The sequence below is a fragment of the Siccibacter colletis genome (genome assembly GCF_025914095.1).
Taxonomy (GTDB): Bacteria; Pseudomonadota; Gammaproteobacteria; order Enterobacterales; family Enterobacteriaceae; genus Siccibacter; species Siccibacter colletis.
In genome coordinates this window covers 2,852,633-2,878,507 of the sequence record NZ_CP074352.1, presented here as the reverse complement: position 1 = coordinate 2,878,507, position 25,875 = coordinate 2,852,633, and the positions used below count along the sequence as shown (strand labels likewise).

The 25,875-nt window shown below is 59.4% G+C and carries 24 protein-coding genes and 1 tRNA gene; 17 read left to right on the top strand and 8 right to left on the bottom strand.

The annotated features are described in order from the left end of the window. Positions 1-316 precede the first annotated feature (316 nt). Entirely contained in the window at positions 317-1,555 is a 1,239-nt protein-coding gene (gene alaC / locus KFZ77_RS13850) for an alanine transaminase (RefSeq protein ID WP_264384522.1), read from the top strand. A gap of 38 nt (positions 1,556-1,593) precedes the next feature. Here alaC and ypdK read toward each other — a convergent pair whose 3' ends face one another. The 4 genes from ypdK to KFZ77_RS13835 form a co-directional block, all read right to left on the bottom strand. Then, a complete protein-coding gene (ypdK, locus tag KFZ77_RS19775) occupies positions 1,594-1,686 on the bottom strand; it encodes a membrane protein YpdK (protein ID WP_406678810.1) in 93 nt (30 codons plus the stop codon). Positions 1,687-1,978: 292 nt separating this feature from the next. Continuing rightward, positions 1,979-2,947 (bottom strand): magnesium/cobalt transporter CorA, encoded by a 969-nt coding sequence (gene corA, locus KFZ77_RS13845; RefSeq protein WP_031520487.1) that lies wholly within the window; start codon positions 2,945-2,947, stop codon positions 1,979-1,981. Between the two features lie 142 nt (positions 2,948-3,089). Next, positions 3,090-3,161: transfer RNA gene (locus KFZ77_RS13840), tRNA-Arg, on the bottom strand. Between the two features lie 87 nt (positions 3,162-3,248). Further along, entirely contained in the window at positions 3,249-4,190 is a 942-nt protein-coding gene (locus KFZ77_RS13835; RefSeq protein ID WP_031520489.1) for a formate/nitrite transporter family protein, read from the bottom strand. Between the two features lie 459 nt (positions 4,191-4,649). On the opposite strand from KFZ77_RS13835, the gene mlaA reads away from it, so the two are divergent. Beyond that, positions 4,650-5,402 (top strand): phospholipid-binding lipoprotein MlaA, encoded by a 753-nt coding sequence (mlaA, locus tag KFZ77_RS13830; protein WP_264384521.1) that lies wholly within the window; start codon positions 4,650-4,652, stop codon positions 5,400-5,402. Positions 5,403-5,592: 190 nt separating this feature from the next. Here the strand turns inward: mlaA and fadL are convergent, their stop codons facing one another. Then, on the bottom strand, positions 5,593-6,954 hold the full coding sequence (gene fadL / locus KFZ77_RS13825) for a long-chain fatty acid transporter FadL (protein ID WP_264384520.1): 1,362 nt from the start codon (positions 6,952-6,954) through the stop codon (positions 5,593-5,595). A gap of 367 nt (positions 6,955-7,321) precedes the next feature. On the opposite strand from fadL, the gene KFZ77_RS13820 reads away from it, so the two are divergent. The 4 genes from KFZ77_RS13820 to sixA all read left to right on the top strand — a co-directional run bounded on the left by KFZ77_RS13820 (position 7,322) and on the right by sixA (position 11,911). Continuing rightward, a complete protein-coding gene (locus tag KFZ77_RS13820) occupies positions 7,322-7,606 on the top strand; it encodes a YfcZ/YiiS family protein (protein WP_264384519.1) in 285 nt (94 codons plus the stop codon). 146 nt (positions 7,607-7,752) lie between these two features. Further along, entirely contained in the window at positions 7,753-9,063 is a 1,311-nt protein-coding gene (gene fadI / locus KFZ77_RS13815; protein ID WP_264384518.1) for an acetyl-CoA C-acyltransferase FadI, read from the top strand. Further along, positions 9,063-11,195: a fatty acid oxidation complex subunit alpha FadJ gene (fadJ, locus tag KFZ77_RS13810; RefSeq protein WP_264384517.1), complete on the top strand. Its 2,133-nt coding sequence runs from the start codon at positions 9,063-9,065 to the stop codon at positions 11,193-11,195. Before fadI ends, fadJ begins: the two co-directional genes overlap by 1 nt. A gap of 227 nt (positions 11,196-11,422) precedes the next feature. After that, positions 11,423-11,911, top strand: coding sequence for a phosphohistidine phosphatase SixA (sixA, locus tag KFZ77_RS13805; protein ID WP_031520500.1), 489 nt, complete (start codon positions 11,423-11,425; stop codon positions 11,909-11,911). Between the two features lie 122 nt (positions 11,912-12,033). Here the strand turns inward: sixA and smrB are convergent, their stop codons facing one another. Beyond that, positions 12,034-12,585 carry an endonuclease SmrB gene (smrB, locus tag KFZ77_RS13800; protein WP_031520501.1) on the bottom strand — a complete coding sequence of 184 codons (552 nt, stop codon included), beginning with the start codon at positions 12,583-12,585 and terminating at the stop codon, positions 12,034-12,036. Between the two features lie 168 nt (positions 12,586-12,753). Here smrB and prmB point away from each other — a divergent pair, with 168 nt between their 5' ends. The 6 genes from prmB to KFZ77_RS13770 all read left to right on the top strand — a co-directional run bounded on the left by prmB (position 12,754) and on the right by KFZ77_RS13770 (position 17,332). Then, the gene (prmB, locus tag KFZ77_RS13795) at positions 12,754-13,686 is read left to right on the top strand and encodes a 50S ribosomal protein L3 N(5)-glutamine methyltransferase (protein ID WP_031520503.1); all 933 of its coding nucleotides are present in this window, start codon (positions 12,754-12,756) and stop codon (positions 13,684-13,686) included. A gap of 71 nt (positions 13,687-13,757) precedes the next feature. After that, complete coding sequence (gene aroC / locus KFZ77_RS13790; protein ID WP_031520504.1) at positions 13,758-14,843, top strand: chorismate synthase; 1,086 nt, start codon at positions 13,758-13,760, stop codon at positions 14,841-14,843. Between the two features lie 4 nt (positions 14,844-14,847). Further along, a complete protein-coding gene (gene mepA / locus KFZ77_RS13785) occupies positions 14,848-15,672 on the top strand; it encodes a penicillin-insensitive murein endopeptidase (protein WP_031520506.1) in 825 nt (274 codons plus the stop codon). Between the two features lie 9 nt (positions 15,673-15,681). Continuing rightward, entirely contained in the window at positions 15,682-16,482 is an 801-nt protein-coding gene (locus KFZ77_RS13780; RefSeq protein ID WP_031520508.1) for a sulfite exporter TauE/SafE family protein, read from the top strand. Further along, entirely contained in the window at positions 16,483-17,022 is a 540-nt protein-coding gene (locus tag KFZ77_RS13775) for an elongation factor P hydroxylase (RefSeq protein ID WP_264384516.1), read from the top strand. A gap of 31 nt (positions 17,023-17,053) precedes the next feature. Beyond that, a complete protein-coding gene (locus KFZ77_RS13770; RefSeq protein WP_031520511.1) occupies positions 17,054-17,332 on the top strand; it encodes a YfcL family protein in 279 nt (92 codons plus the stop codon). A gap of 67 nt (positions 17,333-17,399) precedes the next feature. Here KFZ77_RS13770 and mnmC read toward each other — a convergent pair whose 3' ends face one another. Beyond that, positions 17,400-19,400, bottom strand: a complete 2,001-nt coding sequence (gene mnmC / locus KFZ77_RS13765) for a bifunctional tRNA (5-methylaminomethyl-2-thiouridine)(34)-methyltransferase MnmD/FAD-dependent 5-carboxymethylaminomethyl-2-thiouridine(34) oxidoreductase MnmC (RefSeq protein ID WP_264384515.1) — start codon at positions 19,398-19,400, stop codon at positions 17,400-17,402. Between the two features lie 156 nt (positions 19,401-19,556). On the opposite strand from mnmC, the gene fabB reads away from it, so the two are divergent. Continuing rightward, on the top strand, positions 19,557-20,777 hold the full coding sequence (gene fabB / locus KFZ77_RS13760; protein WP_264384514.1) for a beta-ketoacyl-ACP synthase I: 1,221 nt from the start codon (positions 19,557-19,559) through the stop codon (positions 20,775-20,777). A 59-nt stretch (positions 20,778-20,836) separates the two neighbouring features. Here fabB and flk read toward each other — a convergent pair whose 3' ends face one another. Then, the gene (gene flk, locus KFZ77_RS13755; RefSeq protein WP_264386196.1) at positions 20,837-21,841 is read right to left on the bottom strand and encodes a flagella biosynthesis regulator Flk; all 1,005 of its coding nucleotides are present in this window, start codon (positions 21,839-21,841) and stop codon (positions 20,837-20,839) included. Positions 21,842-22,001: 160 nt separating this feature from the next. Here flk and pdxB point away from each other — a divergent pair, with 160 nt between their 5' ends. From pdxB to KFZ77_RS13735, 4 genes are all read left to right on the top strand, one after another. Then, positions 22,002-23,138: a 4-phosphoerythronate dehydrogenase PdxB gene (gene pdxB, locus KFZ77_RS13750; RefSeq protein ID WP_264384513.1), complete on the top strand. Its 1,137-nt coding sequence runs from the start codon at positions 22,002-22,004 to the stop codon at positions 23,136-23,138. A gap of 62 nt (positions 23,139-23,200) precedes the next feature. Further along, positions 23,201-24,214 (top strand): aspartate-semialdehyde dehydrogenase, encoded by a 1,014-nt coding sequence (locus KFZ77_RS13745; protein WP_031520519.1) that lies wholly within the window; start codon positions 23,201-23,203, stop codon positions 24,212-24,214. Continuing rightward, on the top strand, positions 24,214-25,026 hold the full coding sequence (gene truA, locus KFZ77_RS13740; protein WP_031520521.1) for a tRNA pseudouridine(38-40) synthase TruA: 813 nt from the start codon (positions 24,214-24,216) through the stop codon (positions 25,024-25,026). Before KFZ77_RS13745 ends, truA begins: the two co-directional genes overlap by 1 nt. A gap of 25 nt (positions 25,027-25,051) precedes the next feature. Beyond that, positions 25,052-25,711 carry a DedA family protein gene (locus tag KFZ77_RS13735; protein WP_264384512.1) on the top strand — a complete coding sequence of 220 codons (660 nt, stop codon included), beginning with the start codon at positions 25,052-25,054 and terminating at the stop codon, positions 25,709-25,711. Positions 25,712-25,875 lie beyond the last annotated feature (164 nt).

The following is a 25,875-nucleotide window of genomic DNA, read 5'->3' as shown; positions in this document are numbered from 1 at the left end:
AGCAGGCGATATCCGGAAAACCCTTTTTATAAAAGGGGCTTTATGGATTGTAACACTGCAAGCCTGGCAGCGGGCAGATGACGCGGATCGTAACAAGAGGCGGGTAACCTGTATGTTGCCGCAGGGTTACTGGCCGCGCGCAGGGATTTCCGCTTTTTTATTTTGCCGAAACGGACTTCCCCTTTACGCGCCAGAAAATTATTTTTTGCTTTCCCTCTCGACAGCATAAAATTTTTCAGGCTATTTTCTCTACAGGCCACGTTTGTGGCAGCGTCGCTCGGACGGTCCGGGCGCTTACGTCATCTGAGAGGAAACCATGGCTGATTCCAGTCCTGTTCGTCGTTTTTCGCGTATCGATCGTCTTCCCCCGTATGTATTCAATATCACTGCTGAACTGAAAATGGCTGCGCGTCGGCGCGGCGAAGACATTATCGATTTCAGCATGGGTAACCCCGATGGCGCGACCCCGCCGCATATCGTGGAAAAACTCTGCACCGTGGCTCAGCGCTCGGACACCCACGGCTACTCCACCTCACGCGGCATTCCGCGTTTGCGCCGCGCCATTTCGCGCTGGTATCAGGATCGTTATCAGGTGGATATCGACCCGGAAAGCGAAGCCATTGTCACCATCGGCTCCAAAGAGGGGCTGGCGCACCTGATGCTGGCGACGCTAGACCACGGTGATACCGTGCTGGTGCCCAATCCCAGCTACCCGATTCACATCTACGGTGCTGTGATTGCCGGCGCCCAGGTGCGCTCCGTACCGCTGGTGGAAGGGGGCGATTTCTTTAACGAGCTGGAGCGCGCTATCCGCGAGAGCTATCCCAAGCCGAAAATGATGATCCTCGGCTTCCCGTCGAATCCGACCGCGCAGTGCGTGGAGCTGGAATTCTTCGAAAAAGTGGTGGCGCTGGCGAAACGCTACGACGTGCTGGTGGTTCACGATCTCGCTTACGCCGACATCGTGTATGACGGCTGGAAAGCCCCGTCCATCATGCAGGTGCCGGGTGCGCGCGACGTGGCAGTGGAGTTCTTCACCCTCTCCAAGAGCTACAACATGGCGGGCTGGCGCATTGGTTTCATGGTCGGCAACCAGCAGCTGGTGAGCGCCCTGGCGCGGATCAAGAGCTATCACGATTACGGCACCTTCACCCCGCTGCAGGTAGCGGCCATCGCCGCGCTGGAAGGGGATCAGCAGTGCGTCCGCGACATCGCTGAGCAGTACAAACGCCGCCGCGACGTGCTGGTCAAAGGACTGCACGAAGCGGGCTGGATGGTGGAGTGCCCGAAAGCCTCGATGTATGTCTGGGCGAAAATCCCGGAGCAGTATGCTGCGATGGGCTCGCTGGAGTTTGCGAAAAAGCTGCTGCAGGACGCGAAAGTCTGCGTCTCACCGGGAATTGGTTTCGGGGATTATGGCGATACTCACGTGCGCTTCGCGCTGATTGAGAACCGCGACCGTATTCGTCAGGCGGTGCGGGGCATTAAAGCGATGTTTCGGGCCGACGGCCTGCTGCCGAAAGAGAGCAAAGCGCATACCGAAAGCGCAGAATAAGAAAAGGAGCCGAAAGGCTCCTTTTTCAATGGCGCTGCTCAGATCATGAGGGCGAAAGTACCGGCCCAAAGTAAGACGATTACCGATACGCCCATAAAGAAATATTTCACGTTACATCGCTCCGCATGCATAAACATGCACAAATCATTCACGCAAGGTTCTAGTATAGAGAGGTGGAGCCACCGCTGTACCACTTTGGGATAAATCCCCCGGTCAGCCTGCCGCTGCACCTGAAATTCTCGGCTACTCGGGTAGCCTGCGGGCGCTACTGTAATCCTTTATTTCGGGCTAAACAAGCGGTGGCAGGGGCGGGCAAATAAAAATAGTTTTCGCCCGGTAACCGTTGCGCGCCGGGCGTAATTTGTTGCTGAAAATAAAAGACTTAGCGCCAGCCATGCGTGCATGAAACCGCAGGCTTTATGACTACAGCCAGCCCGAGCGCTTCAGCTTCCAGTAAAGCAGCCAGCACACCGCCACGGTCCCGCCCATCGCCAGCGGATAGCCATACAGCGAATCCAGCTCCGGCATATGCTCAAAGTTCATGCCGTACATGCTGAACACCACCGTCGGCACCACCAGAATCGCCCCCCAGCCCGCCAGCTTTTTCACCACTTCGTTCTGCTGCACCGTTACCAGCGCCAGGTTAACGTGCATCGCGCTGGTGAGCATCTCGCGCATGTCCTCGGTATCCATCACCACATGGTGGGCGTGATCCTGCACGTCGCGCAGATAAGGGCGCAGCGCTTTGGGGATGATGTCCTCATGCAGGCGAATCAGCTGGTTACAGATCTCATCCACCGGCAGCGCCGCGTTGCGGATCGCCAGCAGATGACGGCGTAGCATATAGACGTTCTGCACCTCCTGGCGATCGAACTCGCTGCAGAACATATTGCCCTCCAGCTCGTTGATGCGGGTGGTCAGTGATGAGGTGATTTCCAGATAGTTATCGACGATAAAATCGAGCAGGCAGTAAAGCGCATACCCCGGCCCGTGCTCCAGCATCTCCGGACGCTCCTCAACGCGGGTACGCAGCGGCGCATAGCTCTCGGAAGCACCGTGGCGCACGCTTATCAGAAAGTTTTTACCGACGAACAGGTGGGTTTCGCCAAATTCGATATTGTTATTTTCGTCCCGGCACGCGGTTTTCACCACGATAAAGATCGAGTCGCCGTACTGCTCGATTTTGGGCCGCTGATGGGCGGTCAGCGCATCTTCAATGGCCAGCTCGTGCAGCCCGAACTCATGCTGAATGGTCTGCATAAACGGCTCATCCGGCTGCCACAGCCCCAGCCAGATAAACGCATCCGGCTCCTGAACCGCGTCGCTGATATCGTCGATATCAATCGTGCGCGCCGCTTGCCCTGGACGATAAACCCGACTGTTAATAATCATGTGTCGCTCCCTGCTGTCTCGTTTAACGTTAACTATAACGCGCTTTGCTGGCGTGTGAGGGTGCAGCGGGGGAATTCGGGGGATTCCGGGTGGTGGAAGAATCAGTGGAAAAAAGAGGAAGAGGAGAAGAGGCGCTGGAATATGTCCCCTGCAGGAATCGAACCTGCAACTAGCCCTTAGGAGGGGCTCGTTATATCCATTTAACTAAGGGGACAACGCGGCCGCTAGTATACCTTTTTTTCATCACGCGTTAAGCGTAACGCGGCCGTTTGCTCATTCTGTCGCCATCCCTGGCAATGGCTTACTCTGCGCTTTCCGCTTTCTTGCGGGCTTCACGCGCTTCTTTTTCTTTCGCTTTGGCTTCGGCTTTGCGCTTGTTGATCATGTCATTTCTGATCTGTGCGTGGCTCAGCAGGGCGAATATAAAGGTACCGCCGCAGATGTTACCGGCCAGCGTCGGCAGGGCGAACGGCCAGATAAACTCGCTCCAGTGCAGGTTGCCGTTGAACACCAGGTAGAAGATCTCCACCGCGCCCACCACGATATGGGTGGTGTCGGCCAGGGCAATAAGCCAGGTCATCAGGATGATTACCCAGATTTTGGCCGCGCCGGCGGACGGGAACATCCATACCATCGTGGCGATAATCCACCCGGAGATGATGGCGTTAGAGAACATCTCCAGCGGCGAGTTCTCCATCACGTCCATACCGATTTTCACAAACGCATCCCGCGTCGCTTCGTCAAATATAGGCATGTACTCAAATGCCCAGGCGGCGACCGCAGTGCCAATCAGGTTACCCAGCAGCACCACGCCCCACAGGCGGCCCAGTAGCAGCATGTTGGCACCGGTCGGGTTCTGCATCACCGGCAGCACGGCGGTAACGGTGTTCTCGGTGAACAGCTGCTGGCGCGCCATAATGACGATGATAAATCCGAAGGTGTAACCGAGGTTCTCAATCAGGAATCCGCCCGGCACGCCTTCGAGGTTGACGTGGAAAATCCCTTTTGCCAGCAGCGACGCGCCCATCGACAGCCCGGCGGCGATGGCCGACCAGAGCAGCGCCATCGCGTCGCGCTCCATCTCCTTTTCCCCGTCCTGACGAATATGTTCGTGGATCGCCATTGCCCTGGAAGGCAGGCGCTCCTCATCCACCTCAATCTCTTCGCCGCTCTCGTTCTCCTGGCTTTCTACTTCCAGTTCGTCGCTCGTTTTATCAATTTTGTCGTTATCGAGTTTGTCCATGATCTTCCCCGGTTATCGAATTGCTCCGAAATAAGCGTAGCGCGTCAGGGCCATAAGGTATGGAATTGCGGAAGGATTCAGACAAATTTCCTTACGTTATGACAAGCTTTGACGGCACAGGGGCAAACTGCGGCTATGCTCAATACAGTCTCGCGCACGGCGTGCTCCATCCGCGCGGGAGGCGTAGCGCGACGACGCAGCATAGACAATCGTGCGCTGGCTGTTAAAATCACGTCTCGCCAGCGGCGGAAACACCTTACTCATTAATCAGATACAAGAGGCGTCCCGTCACGGCTGGCACCAGGGCACCTGCGGGTTATTCCGCCATCGCTTGTGCTGAAGGTTTATGCGCCTGTAGCGCACCGGCATTATCCGCATGGGTCATGCGCCTGGTTTGTCAGGCGAAAGGGCATCCTGCCTGAACCTGAAGCGACAGTTATCATTTACAGGGAGACTGCTATGAATTTTCGCCTGACCGGGCTTGCGCTGGCCTGCACAGCGCTTATTGGCTGCGCCAGTTCACCAGATGATCAGGGACGTTCCGACCCGTTTGAAGGGTTCAACCGCACCATGTACAGCTTCAACTACGACGTGCTTGATCCTTACGTGGTGCGCCCCGTCGCGGTGGCCTGGCGCGATTACGTGCCGCAGCCGGCGCGTAACGGCCTGAGCAACTTTACCAGCAACCTTGAAGAGCCAGCGTCAATGGTGAACTACTTCCTGCGCGGCGACCCGTATCAGGGGATGGTGCACTTCACCCGCTTCTTCCTGAATACCCTGCTGGGCATGGGCGGCTTTATTGACGTCGCGGGCATGGCGAACCCGAAACTGCAGCGCGTTGAGCCGCACCGTTTCGGCAGCACGCTCGGGTATTATGATGTTGGCTACGGCCCTTACGTGCAGCTTCCGTTCTACGGCAGCTTTACGCTGCGTGAAGACGGCGGTGATATGGCGGATACGCTCTATCCGGTGCTCTCCTGGCTGACCTGGCCGCTGTCGGTGGGGAAATGGACGGTCGAAGGGCTGGAAACCCGCGCTCAGCTGCTGGATTCCGACGGTCTGCTGCGTCAGTCCTCCGATCCGTACATCCTGGTGCGTGAAGCCTATTTCCAGCGCCACGACTTTATCGCTAACGGCGGGAAGCTGCAGCCGAATGAAAACCCCAACGCCCAGGCGATTGAGGGTGACTTAAAAGATATCGATTCGGAATAACCGGCGTTTATTGGTATGTAGGGTGGGTAAGCGAAGCGCACCCACCTTGAGTAACGTTGCGGTGGCGGGTGCGCAGGCTAACCCGTCCTACGAAGCTCAAAAGATATCGATTCGGAATAACCGGCGGGCGCGATGCCATGCCAATAAAAAAGGTGAGCCGAAGCTCACCTTTTTTTGTGCGCGGCGTTTATCAGAACGCGTAGTTAAAGTTCGCGCCGTACAGCCAGGCTTTACCTTCAGATTTGAAGGTATACGGACCCTCTTCGATGGTCACTTTCTGGCCGTGCATGTAGGACACGCCCACGTCTACCGATGCATCTTCATTGAAGGCATAGGTCGTACCGGCGCTCAGCCACAGACGGTCCTGATCCGGGATGGAGATGGAGCGTTTGTCAGCCGGAACCGGGCTGTCATCGAAGGCGATACCGGTGCGGAAGGTCCAGTTATCATCCATATAATAGGTGGTGCCCAGCGCGATACGATACGCATCGCGGAAGCCTTCTTCTTTATAGAACAGCGTCTCGTCACCGCTGCCGGTGGCTTTCAGCTCTTCGAACTGGCTCCAACTGGTGTAAGTCAGGCTGTAGTGAATCGCCCACTGCGGTGCAACGCGGTTATAACCTGAGATCTCCCACATTTCCGGCAGGTTCAGGGTCAGAGAACCCGGAATGGTTGCTCCGCCAGTGCCGTAAGGAAGGCCTAAACCAATAGCGGCATTGATTGGGTTAAGTGCAGCTGGCAGTGAGCTCTTGTAGTCGCCATCAAAGTCGATTTTAACTTCTGAACGGTAGGTCAAACCGTAGCGGTTATCTTTATCCAGTTCGTACAAAATACCGGCATTCCAGCCGAAGCCCCATTCGTCACCTTTCAGGTGTGCGATTTGTGTATCGTTACCAATACCACCGGCGGCCTGGCCAATAGCGCCAGCCTGTTCTGGGGTCAAAACTCCCGACTGAACCAGAGATGGAATACCGCCAGCGATAATTTGTGGCAGATCACCCGCGTAACGCTCGATCTTTGCCCGCGCATAGACCGCGTCAAAGCCCAGGCCGAAGCTCCAGTGATTATCGAGGCGATAGGCACCGCTTAGATTCAGGTTCAGGGTTTCGAGGTCGGTTTTACCCGCCATCGAGCCACCGGCATAGCTATTATTGAATTCGGTCGCGAGGCCATAGTTGGAGGTGACTGACGCGCCCCAGCCAAACTGTTCATTAATAGGTGCAACGAAGTGAAGGTTAGGCACCCATGCGGTCGGTGCGATGTTATCTGCATCGAGGCTGGCACCTGTCGGAGAAGTACCAGAAATATTAACGTCCGGATCGACGAAGATGGCACCGCCGGAAAAGGTCGGGCGATCGAACATGGTGATCAGTGCTGGGTTGCGGCTGACGTTGCCGGCATCGTCTGCAATGGCACCTTCCCCGGAATAGGCACGGCCAAGGCCCGAGGAAGAAAATTCGTTTAGCTGGAAACCTGCTGACCAGGCGTTAGTAGAGACGATTGCCACTGCGACTGCGAGTACAGATTTCACAAACCGGGTTTTCTGGCTCATGACCATGACCTCATACATTATTTTTATTTAAATGTTACGTGACGTAACAGGAGCGCGAGAGTGTAGGGTCTGAGCTACAGCAGAGAAATCAGACCAGTGGCGTGAGTATAGGTCCGACCAGACGGGATGTTGCAAGTATGTTTATAAGTTTTTTCAATTGTGATCTTATAAACGAGATCCCGCTGGCAAAATAACCACCGCTTTGTTTCAACCCACCCCGACAATTTTGCGCTGGATCATTTTTAACTGTGATATCTGTCACTTAATCCGGGTTTGGCAATTCTCGGCTGGAGTGCCTTTATGGTGGCGCGTAAAATAACCGACAGTTTATTTACGCACTCCGGTGCACTATTCAGAGGAAATCACGATGAGCAAAAACAGCGCTGATGAAACCCCGGTTTGCTGCTGTATTGATGTCGGCACCATCATGGATAACACCGACTGCACCGCCTCGTACAGCCGCGTCTTCAGCAACCGCGCCGATGCAGAAGCCACGCTGGACGCCCTGAGCGCCAAAGCGCGTGAAGTGGAATCCGAGCCGTGCCAGATTACCCCGCGTTTCAGCGAGGTTGATGGCGGCGTGCAGCTGGATATCGATTTTGTCTTTGCCTGCCAGGCAGAAACCATGATCTTCCAGCTCGGTCTGCGTTAATCCCTCCCGCGCCCCGATAACCGGGGCGCAACTGTGTTATCCCTCTCACTTTTCCGCTTCCCCGATTGGCTGGATGTAAAAATCTGGTTAAAACTGTTATCAGGTCAGACCACTTTTTTACATACAAAATTTTACAGGGGAGCGTTATGAGTCAGGCACTTCCGCTGGTTGCCCGTGAGGGCGGCCGCATTGCCATTGTCAGTGGTTTACGCACGCCTTTTGCTCGTCAGGCGACGGCATTTCACGGCGTTCCCGCCGTCGATCTCGGAAAAATGGTGGTTGGCGAACTGCTGGCTCGCAGCGAGATCCCGCCTGAGGTCATCGAACAGCTGGTATTTGGCCAGGTGGTGCAGATGCCCGAAGCACCCAATATCGCCCGTGAGATCGTGCTTGGCACGGGTATGAATGTGCATACCGACGCCTACAGCGTAAGCCGCGCCTGCGCCACCAGCTTTCAGGCGGTCGCCAACGTGGCGGAAAGCCTGATGGCAGGCACCATCCGTGCCGGGATCGCCGGCGGCGCGGACTCCTCCTCGGTATTACCCATTGGCGTCAGTAAAACCCTCGCGCGCACGCTGGTGGATGCTAATAAGGCGCGCACCCTGGGGCAGCGCCTGAAGCTGTTCTCGCGGCTGCGGCTGAAAGATCTGCTGCCGGTGCCCCCGGCGGTAGCGGAGTATTCCACCGGGCTGCGCATGGGCGACACCGCGGAACAGATGGCGAAAAGCCACGGCATTACCCGCGAAGCCCAGGACGCGCTGGCGCACCGCTCCCATCAGCTTGCAGCCCAGGCCTGGCGCGAAGGTAAACTGGCGCAGGAGGTGATGACCGCTTACGTTCCGCCGTACCGCGAGCCGCTCAGCCAGGACAACAATATTCGCGAATCTGCCAGCCTGGCGGATTACGCAAAGCTGCGCCCGGCGTTTGACCGCAAGCACGGTACCGTCACCGCCGCAAACAGCACGCCGCTGACCGACGGCGCGGCGGCGGTGATCCTGATGACGGAATCCCGCGCCCGCGAACTGGGCCTGACGCCGCTGGGCTATCTGCGCAGCTACGCCTTTACTGCGGTTGATGTCTGGCAGGATATGCTGCTGGGACCGGCCTGGGCGACGCCGCTGGCGCTGGATCGTGCCGGGTTAACGCTGGGCGACCTGACGCTGTTCGATATGCATGAAGCCTTTGCCGCCCAGACCCTATCGAACCTGAAAATGCTGGCAAGCGATCGCTTTGCCCGCGAGGTGCTGGGGCGATCCCAGGCTACCGGCGAGGTGGATGACAGCATCTTTAACGTCTCGGGTGGCTCGATTGCTTACGGTCATCCGTTTGCTGCCACCGGCGCACGCATGATCACCCAGACGCTGCACGAGCTGAAACGCCGCGGCGGCGGCTTCGGTCTGGTCACCGCCTGTGCGGCGGGTGGTCTGGGCGCGGCTATGGTTCTGGAGGTGGAATAATGGAACAGCTAACCGCATTTTCGTTAACGGTTCGCCCGGACAATATCGCCGTTGTGACGATCGATGTGCCGGGCGAGAAGATGAACACTCTGAAGGCGGCGTTCGCCGGGGAAGTGCGCGCCATCCTCAAGCAGATCCTCGCGCACAAGCAGCTGGAAGGGGTGGTGTTTATTTCCGGTAAGCCCGACAGCTTTATCGCCGGGGCCGACATCAACATGATTGCCGACTGCCGCAGCGCGCAGGAAGCGGAAGCCCTGGCGCGCCAGGGGCAGCAGATTATGGGCGACATCCGCGCCCTGACCATACCGGTGGTGGCAGCCATTCACGGTGCCTGCCTCGGCGGCGGGCTGGAGCTGGCGCTGGCCTGTCATCGCCGTATCTGTACCGACGATAAGCGCACCCAGCTTGGCCTGCCGGAAGTGCAGCTCGGCCTGCTGCCCGGCTCGGGCGGCACCCAGCGACTGCCGCGCCTGATTGGTATCAGCACCGCGCTGGAGATGATGCTGACGGCCAAAAGTTTGCGGCCGCGTCAGGCGCTGAAGGCGGGGCTGGTGGATGACGTGGTACCGCCGTCAATATTGCTGGAGGCTGCGGTGGCGCTGGCGAAACAGGGCAAGCCGGGAAGCCGTCGGCTGCCGGTGCGCGAACGCGTGCTCGCCGGGCCGCTGGGCCGCACGGTGCTGTTTTCAATGGTTGAGAAGAAGACGCTGGCAAAAACGCAGGGTAACTACCCGGCGGCGATGCGTATTCTTGAGGTGGTGCGCGTTGGGCTGACCCAGGGAATGCAGAGTGGACTGGCCGCCGAGGCGCGTGCCTTTGGTGAACTGGCCATGACGCCGCAGTCAGCCGCGCTGCGTAACATCTTCTTTGCGACCACCGAAATGAAAAAGGAGAGCGGCAGCAGCGCCGCTCCTGCACCGCTTCATGAGATCGGTGTGCTTGGCGGCGGCCTGATGGGTGGCGGCATTGCTTATGTCACGGCGGTAAAAGGCAATTTGCCGGTGCGCATCAGGGACATCAGTGAGAAGGGCATCAACCATGCTCTGAAGTACAGCTGGGATCTGCTTGATAAAAAAGTGCGCCGCCGCCATATCAAACCCCAGGAGCGGGCCAGCCAGCTGGCGCGTATTTCCGGCACCACCGACTACAGCGGCTTTCGCCAGCGCGATGTGGTGATTGAAGCGGTATTTGAAGATCTGGCCCTGAAACAGCAGATGGTCAGCGAAGTGGAGCAGCACGCTGCGCCGCACACTATTTTCGCCTCCAATACCTCTTCGCTGCCTATCGCAGATATCGCCGCCGGGGCACTACGCCCGGAGCAGGTGGTGGGATTACACTACTTCAGCCCGGTGGATAAGATGCCGCTGGTGGAAGTGATCCCCCACGCGCAGACGTCGCCGGAAACGGTGGCGACGACCGTCGCGCTGGCGAAGAAGCAGGGCAAAACGCCAATTGTTGTCGGCGACGTGCCGGGCTTCTACGTTAACCGTATCCTGGCGCCGTATATCAATGAAGCGATGCGTTGCCTGATGGAAGGCGAGCGCGTTGAGGCGATTGACCGGGCGCTGGTGAAATTTGGTTTTCCGGTTGGGCCGATTCAGCTGCTCGACGAAGTCGGCATTGATGTCGGCACCAAAATCATTCCCGTGCTGGAGCAGGCGTATGGTAGCCGCTTCAGCGCACCGGATGCCGCGGTCGCGGCAATACTTAAGGACGATCGCAAAGGCAGAAAAAACGGGCGTGGCTTCTATCTTTACCCCGCTAAAGGGCGTACAAGCAAGAAGCAGGTCGACCCTGCCATCTATCCGCTGATTGGCGTAACGCCGGGGCAGCACCTTGCGCCGGAGGCTATCGCCCAGCGCTGCGTGATGATGATGCTCAATGAAGCGGCGCGCTGCCTTGATGAAGGCGTGATCCGCTCAGCGCGCGATGGCGATATCGGCGCGGTGTTCGGCATCGGTTTTCCGCCGTTTTTGGGCGGCCCGTTCCGCTATATGGATAGTCTCGGCGCGGGTGAGGTTGTCGCCATTCTGCAACGTCTGGCAACCACGCACGGGGAGCGTTTTACCCCCTGCGAGGCATTGTTGCGCATGGCCCGGGAGCAGCACAGTTTCTGGCCCCGCACGGCGTAAGTCACGTCGACGGTGGTCCGACAAGGGTTATTCCAGTATTGAGAACGGAACCGCTGGCTGGTCAATTTGTAAACGCTAATTGACTATACTTACAGCATTGAGGTAAAAAACAGCGTTCCATTTGAAGTATGGATAAGGCACAATGCCCGACCGCCAGCTTTCCCGCACAAAAAATGTCCCTTTGTGCCGGTGAACGCGGCGATTCTGGTCAACAAAAGCGGTGCAATATGCAAGTTTTTATTATGCGTCACGGCGACGCAGCACTCGATGCCGCCAGCGATGCGGTTCGTCCTCTCACTCACTGTGGGTGCGATGAATCCCGTCAGATGGCGACCTGGTTAAAAGGTCAGAAGGTGGATATCGAACGCGTTCTGGTGAGTCCTTTCCTGCGCGCCGAACAGACGCTGGGTGTGGTCAGCGAGGTGATGAACCTGCCGGCAACCTCTGACGTTCTGCCGGAGCTGACTCCCTGTGGAGATGTCACGCAAGTAGGTGCTTACCTGCACATGCTGGCAGACGAAGGCGTGAAGTCCGCGCTGGTGATTTCTCACCTGCCGCTGGTGGGGTATCTGGTCTCAGAGCTCTGCCCGGGGGAAGCCCCGCCGATGTTTACCACCTCGGCAATCGCAAATGTGACGCTGGATGCGCACAACCCGTGCGGTGTATTTAACTGGCAGATGAGTCCGTGCAATTTAAAAATGGCGAAAGCGATGTAAGTCGTGGTGCCTGTTCCCTGCTAACAAGAGCCGCTGATGCGGCTCTTGTCGTTTCTGGCGCGGCGCGCAACGACCAGGATGGGTAAGCGCAGCGCACCCACCTTTTATCAGCAGCGCCCTTGTTACGGCAGCACTGGCGGCTGCCACTCTTCCACTTCAATCAGCACCAGCACCGCTGCATCGCCGCCGTACTCTTTCGGCGCCTGATGGAATGCCATCACGTGCGGATGCTGCGCCAGCCAGAGCGGGGTTTGCTGCTTGAGGATGTGTTTGCCGTGCCCGTGCATCACACAGGCGCAAAACACATGCTCGCGGCGACAGGCGGCAATCAGCGCCCCCAGCTCCTGCTTAGCCTGCATCTGGGTTAAGCCGTGCAGATCTAAAAACAGCTCTGGTGAATAGTCGCCGCGTCGCAGCTTCTTCAGCTCGAAGTGGCTGACGTCGTCACGCACGTAGCGCGTCGGCCCCTCGTTATTGAGCAGCGGCTGAAACTCATCGGAAAAATAGTGGCTGGCGTCGGCCTGCTCTTGTATCAGACGTTTTTCCGGCACCTGGGACAGTTTCTTACGCGCCGGACGGTGAACGATGGTGTCGTGGGTGATCTTCCGCGTGTCGCGCATCAGCTCGCGGAACAGCGCCTGATCCTCCTCGTTCAGCGATGGTTTTTTCTTCATCTTTTCGATTTCCTGTCAGGCTAATGCGGGCAGTTTACCTGACGATGGGCGCGGCGCTAAATAAAACGCGCCTTTTCGCCGCCGCGCGCCGCCGTGAATGCTGATTTATCGCCGTCTTCATGGCAAACTACCCGCCGACTAAAAGCGGAGCGTGCCTGGGGAGGGCCAGTGGATAAAATTTTCGTCGATGAAGCAGTCAATGAGCTGCACACCATTCAGGATATGCTGCGTTGGGCGGTGAGCCGCTTTAGCGCCGCTGGTATCTGGTATGGTCACGGCACCGATAACCCGTGGGACGAGGCGGTCCAGCTGGTACTACCTTCGCTCTGGCTGCCGCTGGATATTCCTGAAGAGATGCGCAATGCGCGTCTGACCTCCAGCGAGCGTCACCGCATCGTTGAGCGCGTGATTCGCCGCGTTAACGAGCGCATTCCGGTGGCCTATCTCACCAATAAAGCCTGGTTCTGCGGCCACGAATTCTACGTCGATGAGCGCGTGCTGGTGCCGCGTTCGCCGATTGGCGAGCTGATTAACAACCACTTCGCCGGACTTATCGACCATCAGCCGCAGCACATCCTCGACATGTGTACCGGCAGCGGCTGCATTGCTATCGCCTGTGCTTACGCCTTCCCGGATGCGGAAGTGGACGCGGTGGATATCTCTGCCGATGCGCTGGCGGTGACCGAGCACAACATCGAAGAGCACGGCCTGCTGAATCACGTGACGCCGATCCGCTCCGATCTGTTCCGCGACCTGCCGAAAGTGCAGTACGACATCATCGTCACCAATCCGCCGTATGTGGATGCGGATGATATGTCCGATCTGCCGGGCGAGTACCGCCACGAGCCGGAGCTGGGCCTGGCAGCGGGCAGCGATGGTCTCAAGCTGGCGCGTCGCATTCTCGCCTGCGCCCCGGACTACCTGACCGAAAACGGTATCCTGGTGTGCGAAGTGGGCAACAGCATGGTACACATGATGGAGCAGTACCCGGATGTGCCGTTCACCTGGCTTGAGTTCGACAACGGTGGCGACGGCGTCTTCATGCTGACCCGCGACCAGCTCATCGCCGCGCGCGAGCACTTCAGCATCTACAAAGATTAAAATAATAACTCCGGCGGGCTGCGGCCCGCTTCACTACTCCTTGAAAACACAACAACGACAACGGGGCCGTGATGGCAGGAAACAGTATTGGACAATTCTTCCGCGTGACCACTTTCGGTGAGTCGCACGGTCTGGCGCTGGGTTGCATCGTGGATGGCGTACCGCCGGGCATCCCGCTGAGCGAGGCGGATCTGCAGCACGATCTCGACCGCCGCCGCCCTGGCACCTCGCGCTACACCACCCAGCGTCGTGAACCCGACCAGGTGAAAATCCTCTCCGGCGTCTTTGACGGCGTCACCACCGGCACCAGCATTGGTCTGCTGATTGAGAACACCGATCAGCGCTCGCAGGATTACAGCGCCATCAAAGACGTGTTCCGTCCGGGGCATGCCGACTACACCTACGAACAAAAATATGGCCTGCGCGACTATCGCGGCGGTGGACGATCCTCTGCGCGTGAAACGGCGATGCGCGTCGCCGCCGGGGCCATTGCCAAAAAATACCTGGCGCAGAAATTTGGCATTGTCATCCGCGGCTGCCTGACCCAGATGGGCGATATTCCGCTGGCGATCAAAGACTGGGCGCAGGTCGAGCAGAATCCGTTCTTCTGCCCGGACCCGGACAAAATCGAGGCGCTGGACGAGCTGATGCGCGGCCTGAAGAAAGAGGGCGACTCCATCGGCGCGAAAGTGACCGTGGTGGCAGATAACGTGCCGCCGGGGCTCGGCGAGCCGGTCTTCGATCGTCTGGATGCCGATATTGCCCACGCGCTGATGAGCATCAACGCGGTGAAAGGGGTGGAAATCGGTGAAGGTTTCGGTGTGGTTGCCCTGCGCGGTAGCGAAAACCGGGACGAAATCACCGAGGCGGGCTTCCAGAGCAATCATGCCGGCGGCATCCTCGGCGGTATCAGCAGCGGTCAGCAGATTGTGGCGAATATGGCGCTGAAGCCAACCTCCAGCATCATGGTGCCAGGGCGCACTGTAAATCGCGACGGCGAGGCGGTGGAGATGGTGACCCGCGGTCGTCACGATCCCTGCGTCGGTATCCGCGCGGTGCCGATTGCTGAAGCCATGCTGGCCATCGTCCTGATGGATCACCTGCTGCGCCAGCGCGCACAGAACGGCGATGTGGTCAGTTCACTCCCTCGTTGGTAACGCGATGAAAAAAACGCTCGCTCTGCTGCTGGCCCTCGTGGCCGGCAGCGCGGCTCAGGCCGCCACCCCCTGGCAGCAAATCACCCATCCCATCGCCGGCAGCCCGCAGTCCATCGGCAGTTTTTCCAACGGCTGCATTATCGGTGCATCCGCGCTACCGCTTGACGCGGAAAACTATCAGGTGATGCGCACCGACCAGCGCCGCTATTTCGGTCATCCGCATCTGGTGCGTTTTATCGAGCGGATGAGCCAGCAGGTGCGCAGCCAGGGGCTGGGCACCGTGCTGGTGGGCGACATGGGCATGGCCGCCGGCGGGCGCTTCAGCAGCGGTCACGCCAGCCATCAGACCGGGCTGGACGTCGACATCTTCCTGCAGCTGCCGCAGACGCGCTGGACCAGCGCTCAGCTACGCAGGCCACAGGCCATCGACCTGGTGGCCGTCAACGGCAAAGGGGTTATTCCGTCATTGTGGAAGCCGGAGATCGGCACGCTGATCAAAACCGCCGCGCAGGACGATGAGGTCACGCGCATCTTCGTGAACCCGGCAATCAAGCAGCAGCTCTGCCTTGAGGCTGGACCGGATCGCGGCTGGCTCAATAAAGTCCGCCCGTGGTTTGCCCATCGCGCCCACATGCACGTGCGTCTGCGCTGCCCGGCTGACAGCCTGGAGTGCCTGGAGCAGGCAGCGCCGCCGCCGGGCGATGGTTGCGGTGCAGAATTGCAGAGCTGGTTCCTGCCACCGCCGCCGGGCAGCAAAGCTCCGACGAAATCTACGCCGCCACCGCCGCCGCCGTCATGCCAGGCGCTGCTCGATAAGCATCTGCTTTAAGGAAGAGTAATGGAATGGTTTATGGTCTCCCCGCTGATGCTGGCCGCGCTGTTTTTCGTCGCGGTGCTGGCGGGTTTTATTGATGCTCTGGCGGGTGGGGGCGGCTTGCTTACCGTCCCTGCGCTGCTGGCGGCGGGGATGTCACCGGCCCAGGCGCTGGCCACCAACAAGCTTCAGGCCTGCGGCGGCTCGTTTTCGGCCTCGCTCTATTTTATCCGCCGCAAGGTGGTGAATCTCGCCGATCAGAAGCTCAATATTCTGATGACCTTTATCGGCTCGACCAGCGGCGCGCTGCTGGTGCAGCATGTTAATTCAGATCTGCTGCGCCAGATCCTGCCGATTCTGGTGATCGCCATTGGCCTCTACTTCCTGCTGATGCCGAAGCTGGGCGAGGAGGATCGCCACCGCCGCCTGTACGGCCTGCCGTTCGCGCTGGTGGCCGGGGGCTGCGTCGGTTTCTACGATGGCTTTTTCGGGCCGGGCGCCGGATCGTTTTATGCGCTGGCGTTCGTCACGCTGTGCGGCTATAACCTGGCAAAGTCCACTGCCCACGCGAAGGTACTGAATGCCACCTCCAACTTCGGCGGCCTGCTGCTGTTTATCATCGGCGGCAAAGTGGTCTGGGGCACCGGGCTGGTAATGCTGGTCGGCCAGTTCTGCGGCGCGCGCCTCGGATCGCGGCTGGTATTGAGTAAAGGACAGACGCTGATCCGTCCGATGATCGTTATCGTCTCGGCGGTAATGAGCGCCAAACTTTTATATGACAGCCATGGACAGGAAATCCTAAACTGGCTGGGGATGAATGGATAAATGACACACCGCTATCAGGACCTGATCGACATTTTCGACGGCTGCTTTGCCGGCGATTTTAATACCCGTCTGATTAAAGGCGACGACGAACCGATCTATCTTCCTGCTGATGAGCAGGCGCCTTATCACCGGATCGTCTTTGCGCACGGCTTTTACGCCAGCGGCATGCACGAGATCTCCCACTGGTGTATCGCCGGGGCAGCCCGGCGCGAGCTGGTTGATTTTGGCTACTGGTACTGCCCGGATGGCCGCGATGCGGCAACTCAGGGGCAGTTTGAAGATGTGGAAGTAAAACCCCAGGCGCTGGAGTGGATGTTCTGCGTGGCGGCGGGCTTCCCGTTTAACGTCAGCTGCGACAACCTGGGAGGCGACGTCGAGCCGGATCGCATTGCGTTTCAGCGCCGCGTCCACGCCCAGGTGATGACGTGGCTGGAGCACGGCATTCCGCCGCGCCCGACCCGTTTTATTGCCGCCCTGCAGGCTTATTACAATACGCCGCCCCTGACGGCGGACCAGTTTCCATGGCCGGAAGATCTGTGATGCGGCCATGTCATTTGAATGAGGAAAGAAGATGATCGCGGAATTTGAAGCACGCATTCTGGCGTTAATTGACGATATGGTGGAGCACGCCAGTGATGATGAGTTGTTTGCCAGCGGTTATCTGCGCGGCCATCTCACGCTCGCGGTGGCTGAACTGGAGGCCGGCGACGATCACTCTCCGCGCGCGGTGCACGCCAAAGTGACCTCCAGCCTGGAGAAAGCCATTCACGCCGGTGAGCTGTCACCGCGCGATCAGGCGCTGGTTGTCGGCATGTGGGAAAACCTGTTCCAGCAGGCCACGCTGCGTTAAGTCAGACCCCCTGTCGCCTGGCAGGGGGCATCATATTGCTCGTGCATCGTTCCAGCATCCGCGCCCGTCACTTCACCGGTCTGCCTTTCAGTAATTTTCGTACCCACAGTCGATTTGGATTCAGCGCGGCCAGCGTGGCGGCATCCAGCGGCAGCGGTTCATCACTCATCTGCGCAGCCAGAGTTTCCGCAGCCAGTGGGGCGCTGCACAGCCCGCGCGACCCAAGCGCACCCAGCATAAACAGATCGGGATACACCGGCGCGAGCGGCGCATCGCCCGGCTGCTCGCAGAGATTGGCATACGCGCTCAGCGTGGCGTCATAGTCCGGCACGCCGCCCAGCATCGGAAGATGATCCCGGGTGGCGCAGCGCACGCCGCAGCGGGCGTCACTTCCGCTGATATCCACCTCCTGCGTCCAGCCGGCCTGCGGCAGGCAGTCAATCAGCCGCTGGCGATTGTGCTGCTGATCCGCCTCGCTGTAAGTCATTTCCCGCTGACCGCGATGGTAGCTGGCCCCGATGCAGTGCTGCTGGCTGACAGGGTTCGCCGGCGTCAGATAGCCGTCGTAGCACAGCACCTGGCGCAGGGCGGACAGCCCCGGTGTGGTGGGAATATGGCTTACCTGGCCGCCCACCGCGTACACCGGCAGCTCACGGGTCTGGGCGAAGTCGCCGATCTGGTGCCCGTTCGCCAGTACTACCACCTGATGCGTGGCCTGGCTGCCGTCAGCAAACTGAAGTTGCCACTGGTCTGCCGCGCGCTGAAGCGCCGTGACTTTGCGGCCATAGTGCACTTTCATGCCCTGTTCGCTGGCCAGCGCCAGCGCTGCGGCAGTAAGCTGCGCCGGACACAGCCAGCCGCCGAGCGGGTAGCTGATGCCGCCGCAGCCGGTGGCTACGCCGCAGGCCTCATGCACCGCATCGGCGCTGACCGCATGGGCGATCGCTTCAGGCAGGCCGAGGCGCAGCATCTGCGCAATTTTGTGCTGCGACTTCTCGTCCCAGCCGAGCTGAGTCACACCGCACCAGTCGTGGTCGAAATCGAGCGGCAGGGCATCATACAGGCGGCGGGCAAAGGTGAAGGCCGCCGGGAAGAACGCCGCCAGCGCCGGATCGTGCTGGCTCAGCAGCGGGTACAGCGCCCCCTGGCGGTTGCCGGAGGCACCCTGCGCCGGAGCGTCATCTTCGCACCACAGCGTGACCTGAAAACCACGTCGCAGCAGGGCCAGGGCCAGCATCGCACTGGCCACGCCGCCGCCAATTAGCGCCACTTCACGACCCTGCGCCGGGCCGCGGGCGTACCAGGGGGTACGCGGCCCGGCCGGTGAGGCTGGCTGCTTTCGGCCTACCAGCATCTCGCGCTTGCGGCCAAACCCCTTGCGTTTTTGCATGTCGAATCCGGCATCCTGCAGCCCGCGACGCACAAAGCCGGCGGAGGTAAAGGTCGCCAGCGTGGCGTCCGGGCGGGCCAGACGCGCCAGGGCAGCGAACAGGCCGGGGGTCCACATGTCCGGGTTTTTGGACGGGGCAAATCCGTCGAGGAACCAGGCATCCACTTTCCCGTTAAGGGTCTCGTCCAGCTCATCGGTCAGCCCGTTGATATCGCCAAACCACAGATCGAGGGTCACGCGGCCGCCATCAAGCAGCATACGATGGCAGCCGTGGAAGGGCAGGGGCCACTGCGCCTGCAGCTCGGCGGCAAAGGGGGCCAGCTCCGGCCAGTGGGCGTGTGCCCGGGTTAGATCGTCGCGGGTGAGGGGAAATTTTTCAAAACTGATGAAGTGTAATCTTTGTAAGGTAGCCTGCGGTTGCGCGCGCGCGAAGGCAGCAAAGGCCTGCCAGAGAGTTAAGAAGTTAAGCCCGGTGCCAAAGCCGCTTTCGCCCACCACCAGCAACTGGCGTTCATGGCTGGCGAAGCGCTGAGGCAGGCCGTTGCCGTCGAGAAAAACGTAACGCGTTTCTTCGAGTCCATTATCATTAGAAAAGTAAACATCGTCGAAATCTCGGGAAACAGGTGTACCCTCATCATTGAAGTGCAGGCGGGCAGGCTGAATGGCGTTTTCTTTCACGGAAGTTCTCGTCTGGCAGGCAGTGGAGCGATGTTAGCGATGTGAGCCGCCAGGCGCAAATTTACCAGCAAATCGGCTGATCGGACTTGTTCGGCGTACAAGTGTACGCTATCTTGCGTCTCGAATCCTAAAACAGAGCTATTACAGAGGTATTGAATGAAACGTGCAGTGATTACTGGCCTGGGCATCGTTTCCAGCATCGGTAACAACCAGCAGGAAGTCCTGGCATCTCTGCGTGAAGGGCGTTCAGGGATTACTTTCTCTCAGGAATTCAAAGATTCCGGAATGCGCAGTCACGTCTGGGGTAACGTTAAACTGGATACCACTGGCCTTATCGATCGCAAAATCGTGCGTTTCATGAGTGATGCATCTGTCTATGCTTTTCTCTCTATGGAACAGGCGGTTGCTGATTCCGGCCTGACGGAAGAGCAATACCAGAACAATCCGCGCGTCGGCCTGATTGCTGGCTCCGGCGGCGGCTCCCCGAAATATCAGGTGTTCGGCGCTGACGCGATGCGTAGCCCGCGCGGTCTGAAAGCGGTTGGCCCTTACGTGGTAACCAAATCAATGGCATCCGGCGTCTCCGCGTGCCTCGCGACCCCGTTCAAAATTCACGGTGTGAACTACTCCATCAGCTCCGCCTGCGCCACCTCCGCGCACTGTATTGGTAACGCAGTTGAGCAGATCCAGCTCGGCAAACAGGACATCGTCTTTGCCGGCGGCGGCGAAGAGCTGTGCTGGGAAATGGCGTGTGAATTCGACGCGATGGGCGCGCTGTCCACCAAATACAACGAAAACCCGGACCTGGCCTCCCGTACCTATGATGCGAACCGCGATGGTTTCGTTATCGCTGGCGGCGGCGGTATGGTTGTGGTTGAAGAGCTGGAGCACGCGCTGGCACGTGGAGCGCACATCTACGCTGAGATCGTTGGCTACGGCGCGACTTCTGACGGCGCGGACATGGTCGCCCCGTCCGGTGAAGGCGCAGTGCGCTGCATGAAGATGGCGATGCACGGTCTGGACACCCCGATCGACTACCTGAACACCCACGGCACCTCCACGCCGGTGGGCGATGTGAAAGAGCTGGGTGCAATTCGCGAAGTCTTCGGTGACAACACCCCGGCTATCTCCGCTACCAAAGCCATGACCGGTCACTCTCTGGGGGCGGCGGGCGTGCAGGAAGCGATTTACAGCCTGCTGATGCTTGAGCACAGCTTCGTGGCACCGAGCATCAACATCGACGAGCTGGACGAGCAGGCGAACGGCATGAACATCGTCACCAAACCGACCGAGCAGGCACTCACTACCGTGATGTCCAACAGCTTCGGCTTCGGTGGTACCAACGCCACGCTGGTAATGCGTAAATACAACGCGTAAGCCGGTAAGCAATAAAAAAGGAGCCAGATGACTCCTTTTTTTATGGGCGCGGCGCAACCTCAGATCAGCATCCAGAACAGGATCATCACCACCAGCAGGGCGAGCAGCGCGATGCCGGGGCGAGCGGTCAGGGTTTTGATCGGCGTAATAAACGGCGCGATAAACGGGTTATAGATGGGCTGCACGTTGCGCGCTTCAAGGAAATCAGGTGCGCGTTCGGCGCGGCGCAGGAAGACCTGGTTGAGAATGTCCTGCACCTGCGCGGTAGTCAGGATGTTCTGCGGCGTCACCTGCCAGCGCTGCTGCGCATAGTCGGTCATCTCACGCCACTCCTGCGGCTCCAGCGGCTGTTTGAGCGCGGCCTGCACGCTGTGCAGCGTCGGCGCGGCCTGGTTCGCCAGCGTCTGGCGCGCCTGCAGCCAGGTGTTAAGCAGCGCAAAGTGCCGGGCCGGGATCAGTTCACCGCTTTTCACCCCGGAGAGTTCCAGCATCGACTGCCAGATCAGCTTCCCGGATTCGCCGGTCGCCGCCGCGAGCTTTGTCACCGCCTGGTTGAGGGTGTTGTGCTCCACCGGCAGCAGCGGACGGTCGGTCTGCGGGCGCTGCTGCGGCTGCGGGATGGCGATCTGACCCTCTTTCAGCACCGTCAGCACGGTTTTCAGCTGTTCAGGCGTAAGCTGGCTCAGCGCGGTCTGGCCAAACTGCTGGCGGATAAAGTCGCTCACCGCCTGGCGGTTATTGCCCTGGCCCAGCAACTCGGTGAGCTGTTGCAGCACCTGACGGGTGGCGTGGCTGTCCTGGGCCGTGCTGAGCTTCTGGCTGAGGCTCTGTTCGGCCGCAGGGAAGTGGCGCGACAGCAGCTGCGTTTCGCTCTGCAACCCGAGGTCGTGGCGCAGGGTAGCCCAGACTTCAGCGCTTTGCTGATGCGTCAGCGCCACCAGGCGCGTGATCAGCCGCTCCAGCACGGTGCGCTGATGGCTGGAAAGCGGTTGCTCTCCGGCAGTGGTCTGCGGGGAAGGGGGTTCGCCGGGAGGGCGAGCCTGAGCCCCCTGAATGGGTTGCATCATTAATAGTCCTTAAATCTGCCACGAGGTAGCGCCACACTGGGCCAGTTGAGCAAGTATGCCTGGCGGCGAGATTATGGCACACTTACGCCCTGGCCCAACAGCCCCGATGGGCAGGCTTTGCAAAGGTTATTTCCCGCACTCAGACAGGTACCGTATCGTGAAAATCCTCGTTGATGAAAATATGCCTTACGCCCGCGAACTCTTCAGTCGTCTCGGCGACGTGAAAGCCGTGCCGGGCCGCCCGATCCCGGAGCAGGAGTTGAACGACGCCGACGCGCTGATGGTGCGCTCGGTGACGAAAGTAAACGCCCAACTGCTGGAGGGGAAACCGGTACGTTTTGTTGGTACTGCAACGGCGGGCACCGATCATGTGGATGACGCCTGGCTTGCGCAGGCGGGGATTGGCTTTTCCGCAGCACCTGGCTGCAATGCCATTGCCGTGGTGGAGTATGTTTTTTCCGCACTGCTGCTGCTCGCCGAGCGCGACGGCTTTACCCTGACCGACCGCACGGTGGGCATCGTCGGTGTCGGCAACGTTGGCTCACGGCTGCAGGCGCGTCTTGAGGCGCTCGGCGTGCGCACGCTGCTGTGCGATCCGCCGCGTGCCGATCGCGGCGACGACGGTGATTTCCTGCCGCTGGAAACCCTGGTACGCGATGCGGATATTCTGACTTTTCATACGCCGCTGTTTAAAGACGGACCTTATAAAACCCATCATCTCGCCGATGAGGCACTGATCCGCAGCCTGAAGCCCGGCGCTATCCTGATTAACGCCTGTCGCGGGCCGGTGGTGGATAACGCCGCGCTGCTTGCTCGTCTGGAAGCGGGGCAGCGCCTCAGCGTGGTGCTGGACGTCTGGGAGCCGGAGCCGGATCTCAATCTGGCGCTGCTGGCGCGGGTCGATATCGGCACCGCCCATATCGCCGGCTATACCCTGGAAGGCAAGGCGCGTGGCACTACGCAGGTGTTTGAAGCATTCAGCGAGTTTATCGGTCAACGGCAGCAGGTGGCGCTCGATACCCTGTTGCCCGCGCCGGCGTTTGGTCGCCTGACGCTGCACGGTCCGCTCGATCAGGCTACGCTGAAAAGCCTGGTGCATCTGGTGTATGATGTGCGCCGCGACGATGCGCCGCTGCGCGCGGTCGCCGGGCAGGCGGGTGAGTTCGACAAGCTGCGCAAACATTATCAGGAGCGTCGCGAGTGGTCATCGCTCTATATTCAGTGTGATGATGCCGACGCCGCTGCGCTGCTGGCGAAGCTCGGTTTTAACGCCGTTCATCACCCGGCCCGCTAATACGATTCTCACGTTCCTTGCAGCAGGCGGGGAACGCTTTTTTATTGTCTGGAGTAAACCACATGTCTGAAGGCTGGAATATCGCCATCCTGGGCGCCACGGGAGCCGTGGGTGAAGCCCTGCTTGAACTGTTAGAAGAACGCCAGTTCCCGGTTGGTGAGATTTATCCCCTGGCACGCAGCGAAAGCGCCGGGCAGACCCTGCGCTACGCCGGCAAAAGCATCCGCGTTGAGGATGTCGCCGCCTTTGACTGGACGCAGGCCCAGCTCGCTTTCTTTGTCGCGGGCGCCGAAGCCTCTGCGGCCTGGTGTGATGAGGCGACCAACGCGGGCTGCCTGGTCATCGACAGCAGCGGCCTGTTTGCGCTGGAGCCGGACGTGCCGCTGGTAGTGCCGGATGTGAACCCGTTCGTGCTGGCCGACTACCGCAACCGCAACCTGGTGGCGGTCGCCAACAGCCTGACCAGCCAGCTGCTGGAAGCGCTGAAACCGCTGATCGACGCGGGCGGTTTGTCGCGTATTCAGGTCACCAGCCTGCTGGCCGCCTCACGCCACGGCAAAGCAGCGGTAGACGCCCTCGCCGGGCAGAGCGCGCGTCTGCTCAACGGTATTCCGGTGGACGAAGACGACTTCTTTGGCCGTCAACTGGCGTTCAACCTGCTGCCGCTGCTGCCGGACGCCCAGGGCGTGGTGGCGGAAGAGCGCATTATCATTGATGAAGTGCGTAAGATCCTGCAGGACGAGGGCGTGATGATCTCCGCCAGCTGCGTGCAATCGCCGGTGTTCTACGGTCATGCCCAGATGGTGAGCTTCGAAGCGATGCGCCCGCTGGCGGCGGAAGAGGCGCGCGATGCGCTGGGCCTGGCGGAAGACATTGCGCTGTCAGAAGAGAACGCCTTCCCGACGCAGGTGGCGGATGCCTCCGGCAACGCTCAGCTCTCCATCGGCTGCGTGCGTAACGATTACGGTATGCCTGAGCAGATCCAGTTCTGGTCGGTAGCAGACAACGTGCGCTACGGCGGCGCGCTGATGGCAATTAAAACCGCAGAAAAGCTCCTGCAGGAGTATCTCTACTGATGTCTGAGTTGCACGATAAACCGCGCCGTAAGATCGCGCTGGGCATTGAGTACGACGGCAGCAAGTACTACGGCTGGCAGCGCCAGAATGAAGTGCGCAGCGTGCAGGAGAAGCTGGAGAAAGCGCTGTCCCAGGTGGCGAATGAGCCGATTAGCGTTTTCTGCGCCGGGCGCACCGATGCCGGCGTGCATGCTACCGGCCAGGTGGTGCATTTCGAAACCAGCGTTGAGCGTAAAGACGCGGCCTGGACGCTGGGTGTAAATGCGAATTTACCTGGAGACATCGCGGTACGCTGGGTCAAAGATGTGCCGGATGATTTTCATGCGCGGTTTAGCGCAACGGCGCGTCGCTATCGCTACATTATCTACAACCAGCGGCTGCGCCCGGCGGTTTTACAGCAAGGAGTCACCCACTTCTATCATCCTCTCGATGAGAAGCGGATGCACCGGGCGGCACAGAGCCTGATCGGCGAGAACGATTTCACCTCGTTTCGCGCCGTGCAGTGCCAGTCCCGTACTCCCTGGCGCAACGTGATGCATATCAACGTCGCGCGCTACGGGGCGTATGTAGTGATAGATATCAAGGCGAACGCCTTTGTTCATCACATGGTGCGTAATATTACGGGCAGCCTGATGGAAGTGGGCTGTGGTAACCAGCCAGAGAGCTGGATTGCACAACTGCTGGCGGCAAAGGACAGAACGCTTGCGGCAGCGACGGCGAAAGCGGAAGGGCTGTACCTGGTAGCAGTTGACTATCCGGCGCAGTTTGACCTGCCGCACCCGCCGATGGGCCCACTTTTTTTAGCTGACTGAATGCAGTCTGGGAAACCGGAATATTATGGATGTTATTCTTTTCATTGTTGATTTTATTCTGCATATCGACGTTCACCTGGCTGAACTGGTGGCGGAGTACGGCGTCTGGGTTTATGCCATTCTGTTTTTGATTCTGTTCTGTGAAACGGGGCTGGTGGTAACACCTTTCCTGCCGGGAGATTCACTGCTGTTTGTCGCCGGTGCGCTGGCGTCGCTGCCGGGCAACGATCTGAACGTGCATCTGATGGTGCTGCTGATGATCATTGCGGCGATCCTGGGCGATGCCGTCAACTACACCATTGGACGGCTGTTCGGCGATAAGCTGTTCAGCAATCCGGACTCGAAAATCTTCCGTCGCAGCTATCTGGATAAAACCCACGCGTTTTACGCCCGTCACGGCGGCAAAACCATCATCCTGGCGCGTTTCGTGCCGATCGTGCGTACCTTTGCGCCGTTCGTCGCCGGCATGGGCAAAATGTCCTATCGTCACTTCGCCGCCTACAATGTGATCGGCGCGCTGGTGTGGGTGCTGCTGTTTACCTACGCCGGTTACTTCTTCGGGACGCTGCCGTTTGTGCAGGAGAACCTGAAGCTGCTGATCGTGGCGATCATTATCGTGTCGATCCTGCCGGGCGTGGTGGAAGTTATTCGCCATAAACGTGCAGCGGCGCGGCAGGGGCGCTAAGGTTAAGCTTCCGGCCCGGTGGAATATCACCCTCCGGGCCGGTACGATAACCGGAAATATGCGCCGCTAAGCGCGGTTCGACCACTTTTTTATCCCAAGTCGTCGGCCATTATGTTTTAATGTGCACCATTTATTTGGTTGCCCGGGGGGATTTGCATCCCGCG

Bases quoted from the DNA above. Each gene is read 5' to 3' on its own strand.
- alaC (WP_264384522.1), top strand. From the start codon at position 317: ATGGCTGATTCCAGTCCTGTTCGTCGTTTTTCGCGTATCGATCGTCTT.
- ypdK (WP_406678810.1), bottom strand. From the start codon at position 1,686: ATGCATGCGGAGCGATGTAACGTGAAATATTTCTTTATGGGCGTATCG.
- corA (WP_031520487.1), bottom strand. From the start codon at position 2,947: ATGATTATTAACAGTCGGGTTTATCGTCCAGGGCAAGCGGCGCGCACG.
- KFZ77_RS13835 (WP_031520489.1), bottom strand. From the start codon at position 4,190: ATGGACAAACTCGATAACGACAAAATTGATAAAACGAGCGACGAACTG.
- mlaA (WP_264384521.1), top strand. From the start codon at position 4,650: ATGAATTTTCGCCTGACCGGGCTTGCGCTGGCCTGCACAGCGCTTATT.
- fadL (WP_264384520.1), bottom strand. From the start codon at position 6,954: ATGAGCCAGAAAACCCGGTTTGTGAAATCTGTACTCGCAGTCGCAGTG.
- KFZ77_RS13820 (WP_264384519.1), top strand. From the start codon at position 7,322: ATGAGCAAAAACAGCGCTGATGAAACCCCGGTTTGCTGCTGTATTGAT.
- fadI (WP_264384518.1), top strand. From the start codon at position 7,753: ATGAGTCAGGCACTTCCGCTGGTTGCCCGTGAGGGCGGCCGCATTGCC.
- fadJ (WP_264384517.1), top strand. From the start codon at position 9,063: ATGGAACAGCTAACCGCATTTTCGTTAACGGTTCGCCCGGACAATATC.
- sixA (WP_031520500.1), top strand. From the start codon at position 11,423: ATGCAAGTTTTTATTATGCGTCACGGCGACGCAGCACTCGATGCCGCC.
- smrB (WP_031520501.1), bottom strand. From the start codon at position 12,585: ATGAAGAAAAAACCATCGCTGAACGAGGAGGATCAGGCGCTGTTCCGC.
- aroC (WP_031520504.1), top strand. From the start codon at position 13,758: ATGGCAGGAAACAGTATTGGACAATTCTTCCGCGTGACCACTTTCGGT.
- mepA (WP_031520506.1), top strand. From the start codon at position 14,848: ATGAAAAAAACGCTCGCTCTGCTGCTGGCCCTCGTGGCCGGCAGCGCG.
- KFZ77_RS13780 (WP_031520508.1), top strand. From the start codon at position 15,682: ATGGAATGGTTTATGGTCTCCCCGCTGATGCTGGCCGCGCTGTTTTTC.
- KFZ77_RS13775 (WP_264384516.1), top strand. From the start codon at position 16,483: ATGACACACCGCTATCAGGACCTGATCGACATTTTCGACGGCTGCTTT.
- KFZ77_RS13770 (WP_031520511.1), top strand. From the start codon at position 17,054: ATGATCGCGGAATTTGAAGCACGCATTCTGGCGTTAATTGACGATATG.
- fabB (WP_264384514.1), top strand. From the start codon at position 19,557: ATGAAACGTGCAGTGATTACTGGCCTGGGCATCGTTTCCAGCATCGGT.
- flk (WP_264386196.1), bottom strand. From the start codon at position 21,841: ATGCAACCCATTCAGGGGGCTCAGGCTCGCCCTCCCGGCGAACCCCCT.
- KFZ77_RS13745 (WP_031520519.1), top strand. From the start codon at position 23,201: ATGTCTGAAGGCTGGAATATCGCCATCCTGGGCGCCACGGGAGCCGTG.
- truA (WP_031520521.1), top strand. From the start codon at position 24,214: ATGTCTGAGTTGCACGATAAACCGCGCCGTAAGATCGCGCTGGGCATT.
- KFZ77_RS13735 (WP_264384512.1), top strand. From the start codon at position 25,052: ATGGATGTTATTCTTTTCATTGTTGATTTTATTCTGCATATCGACGTT.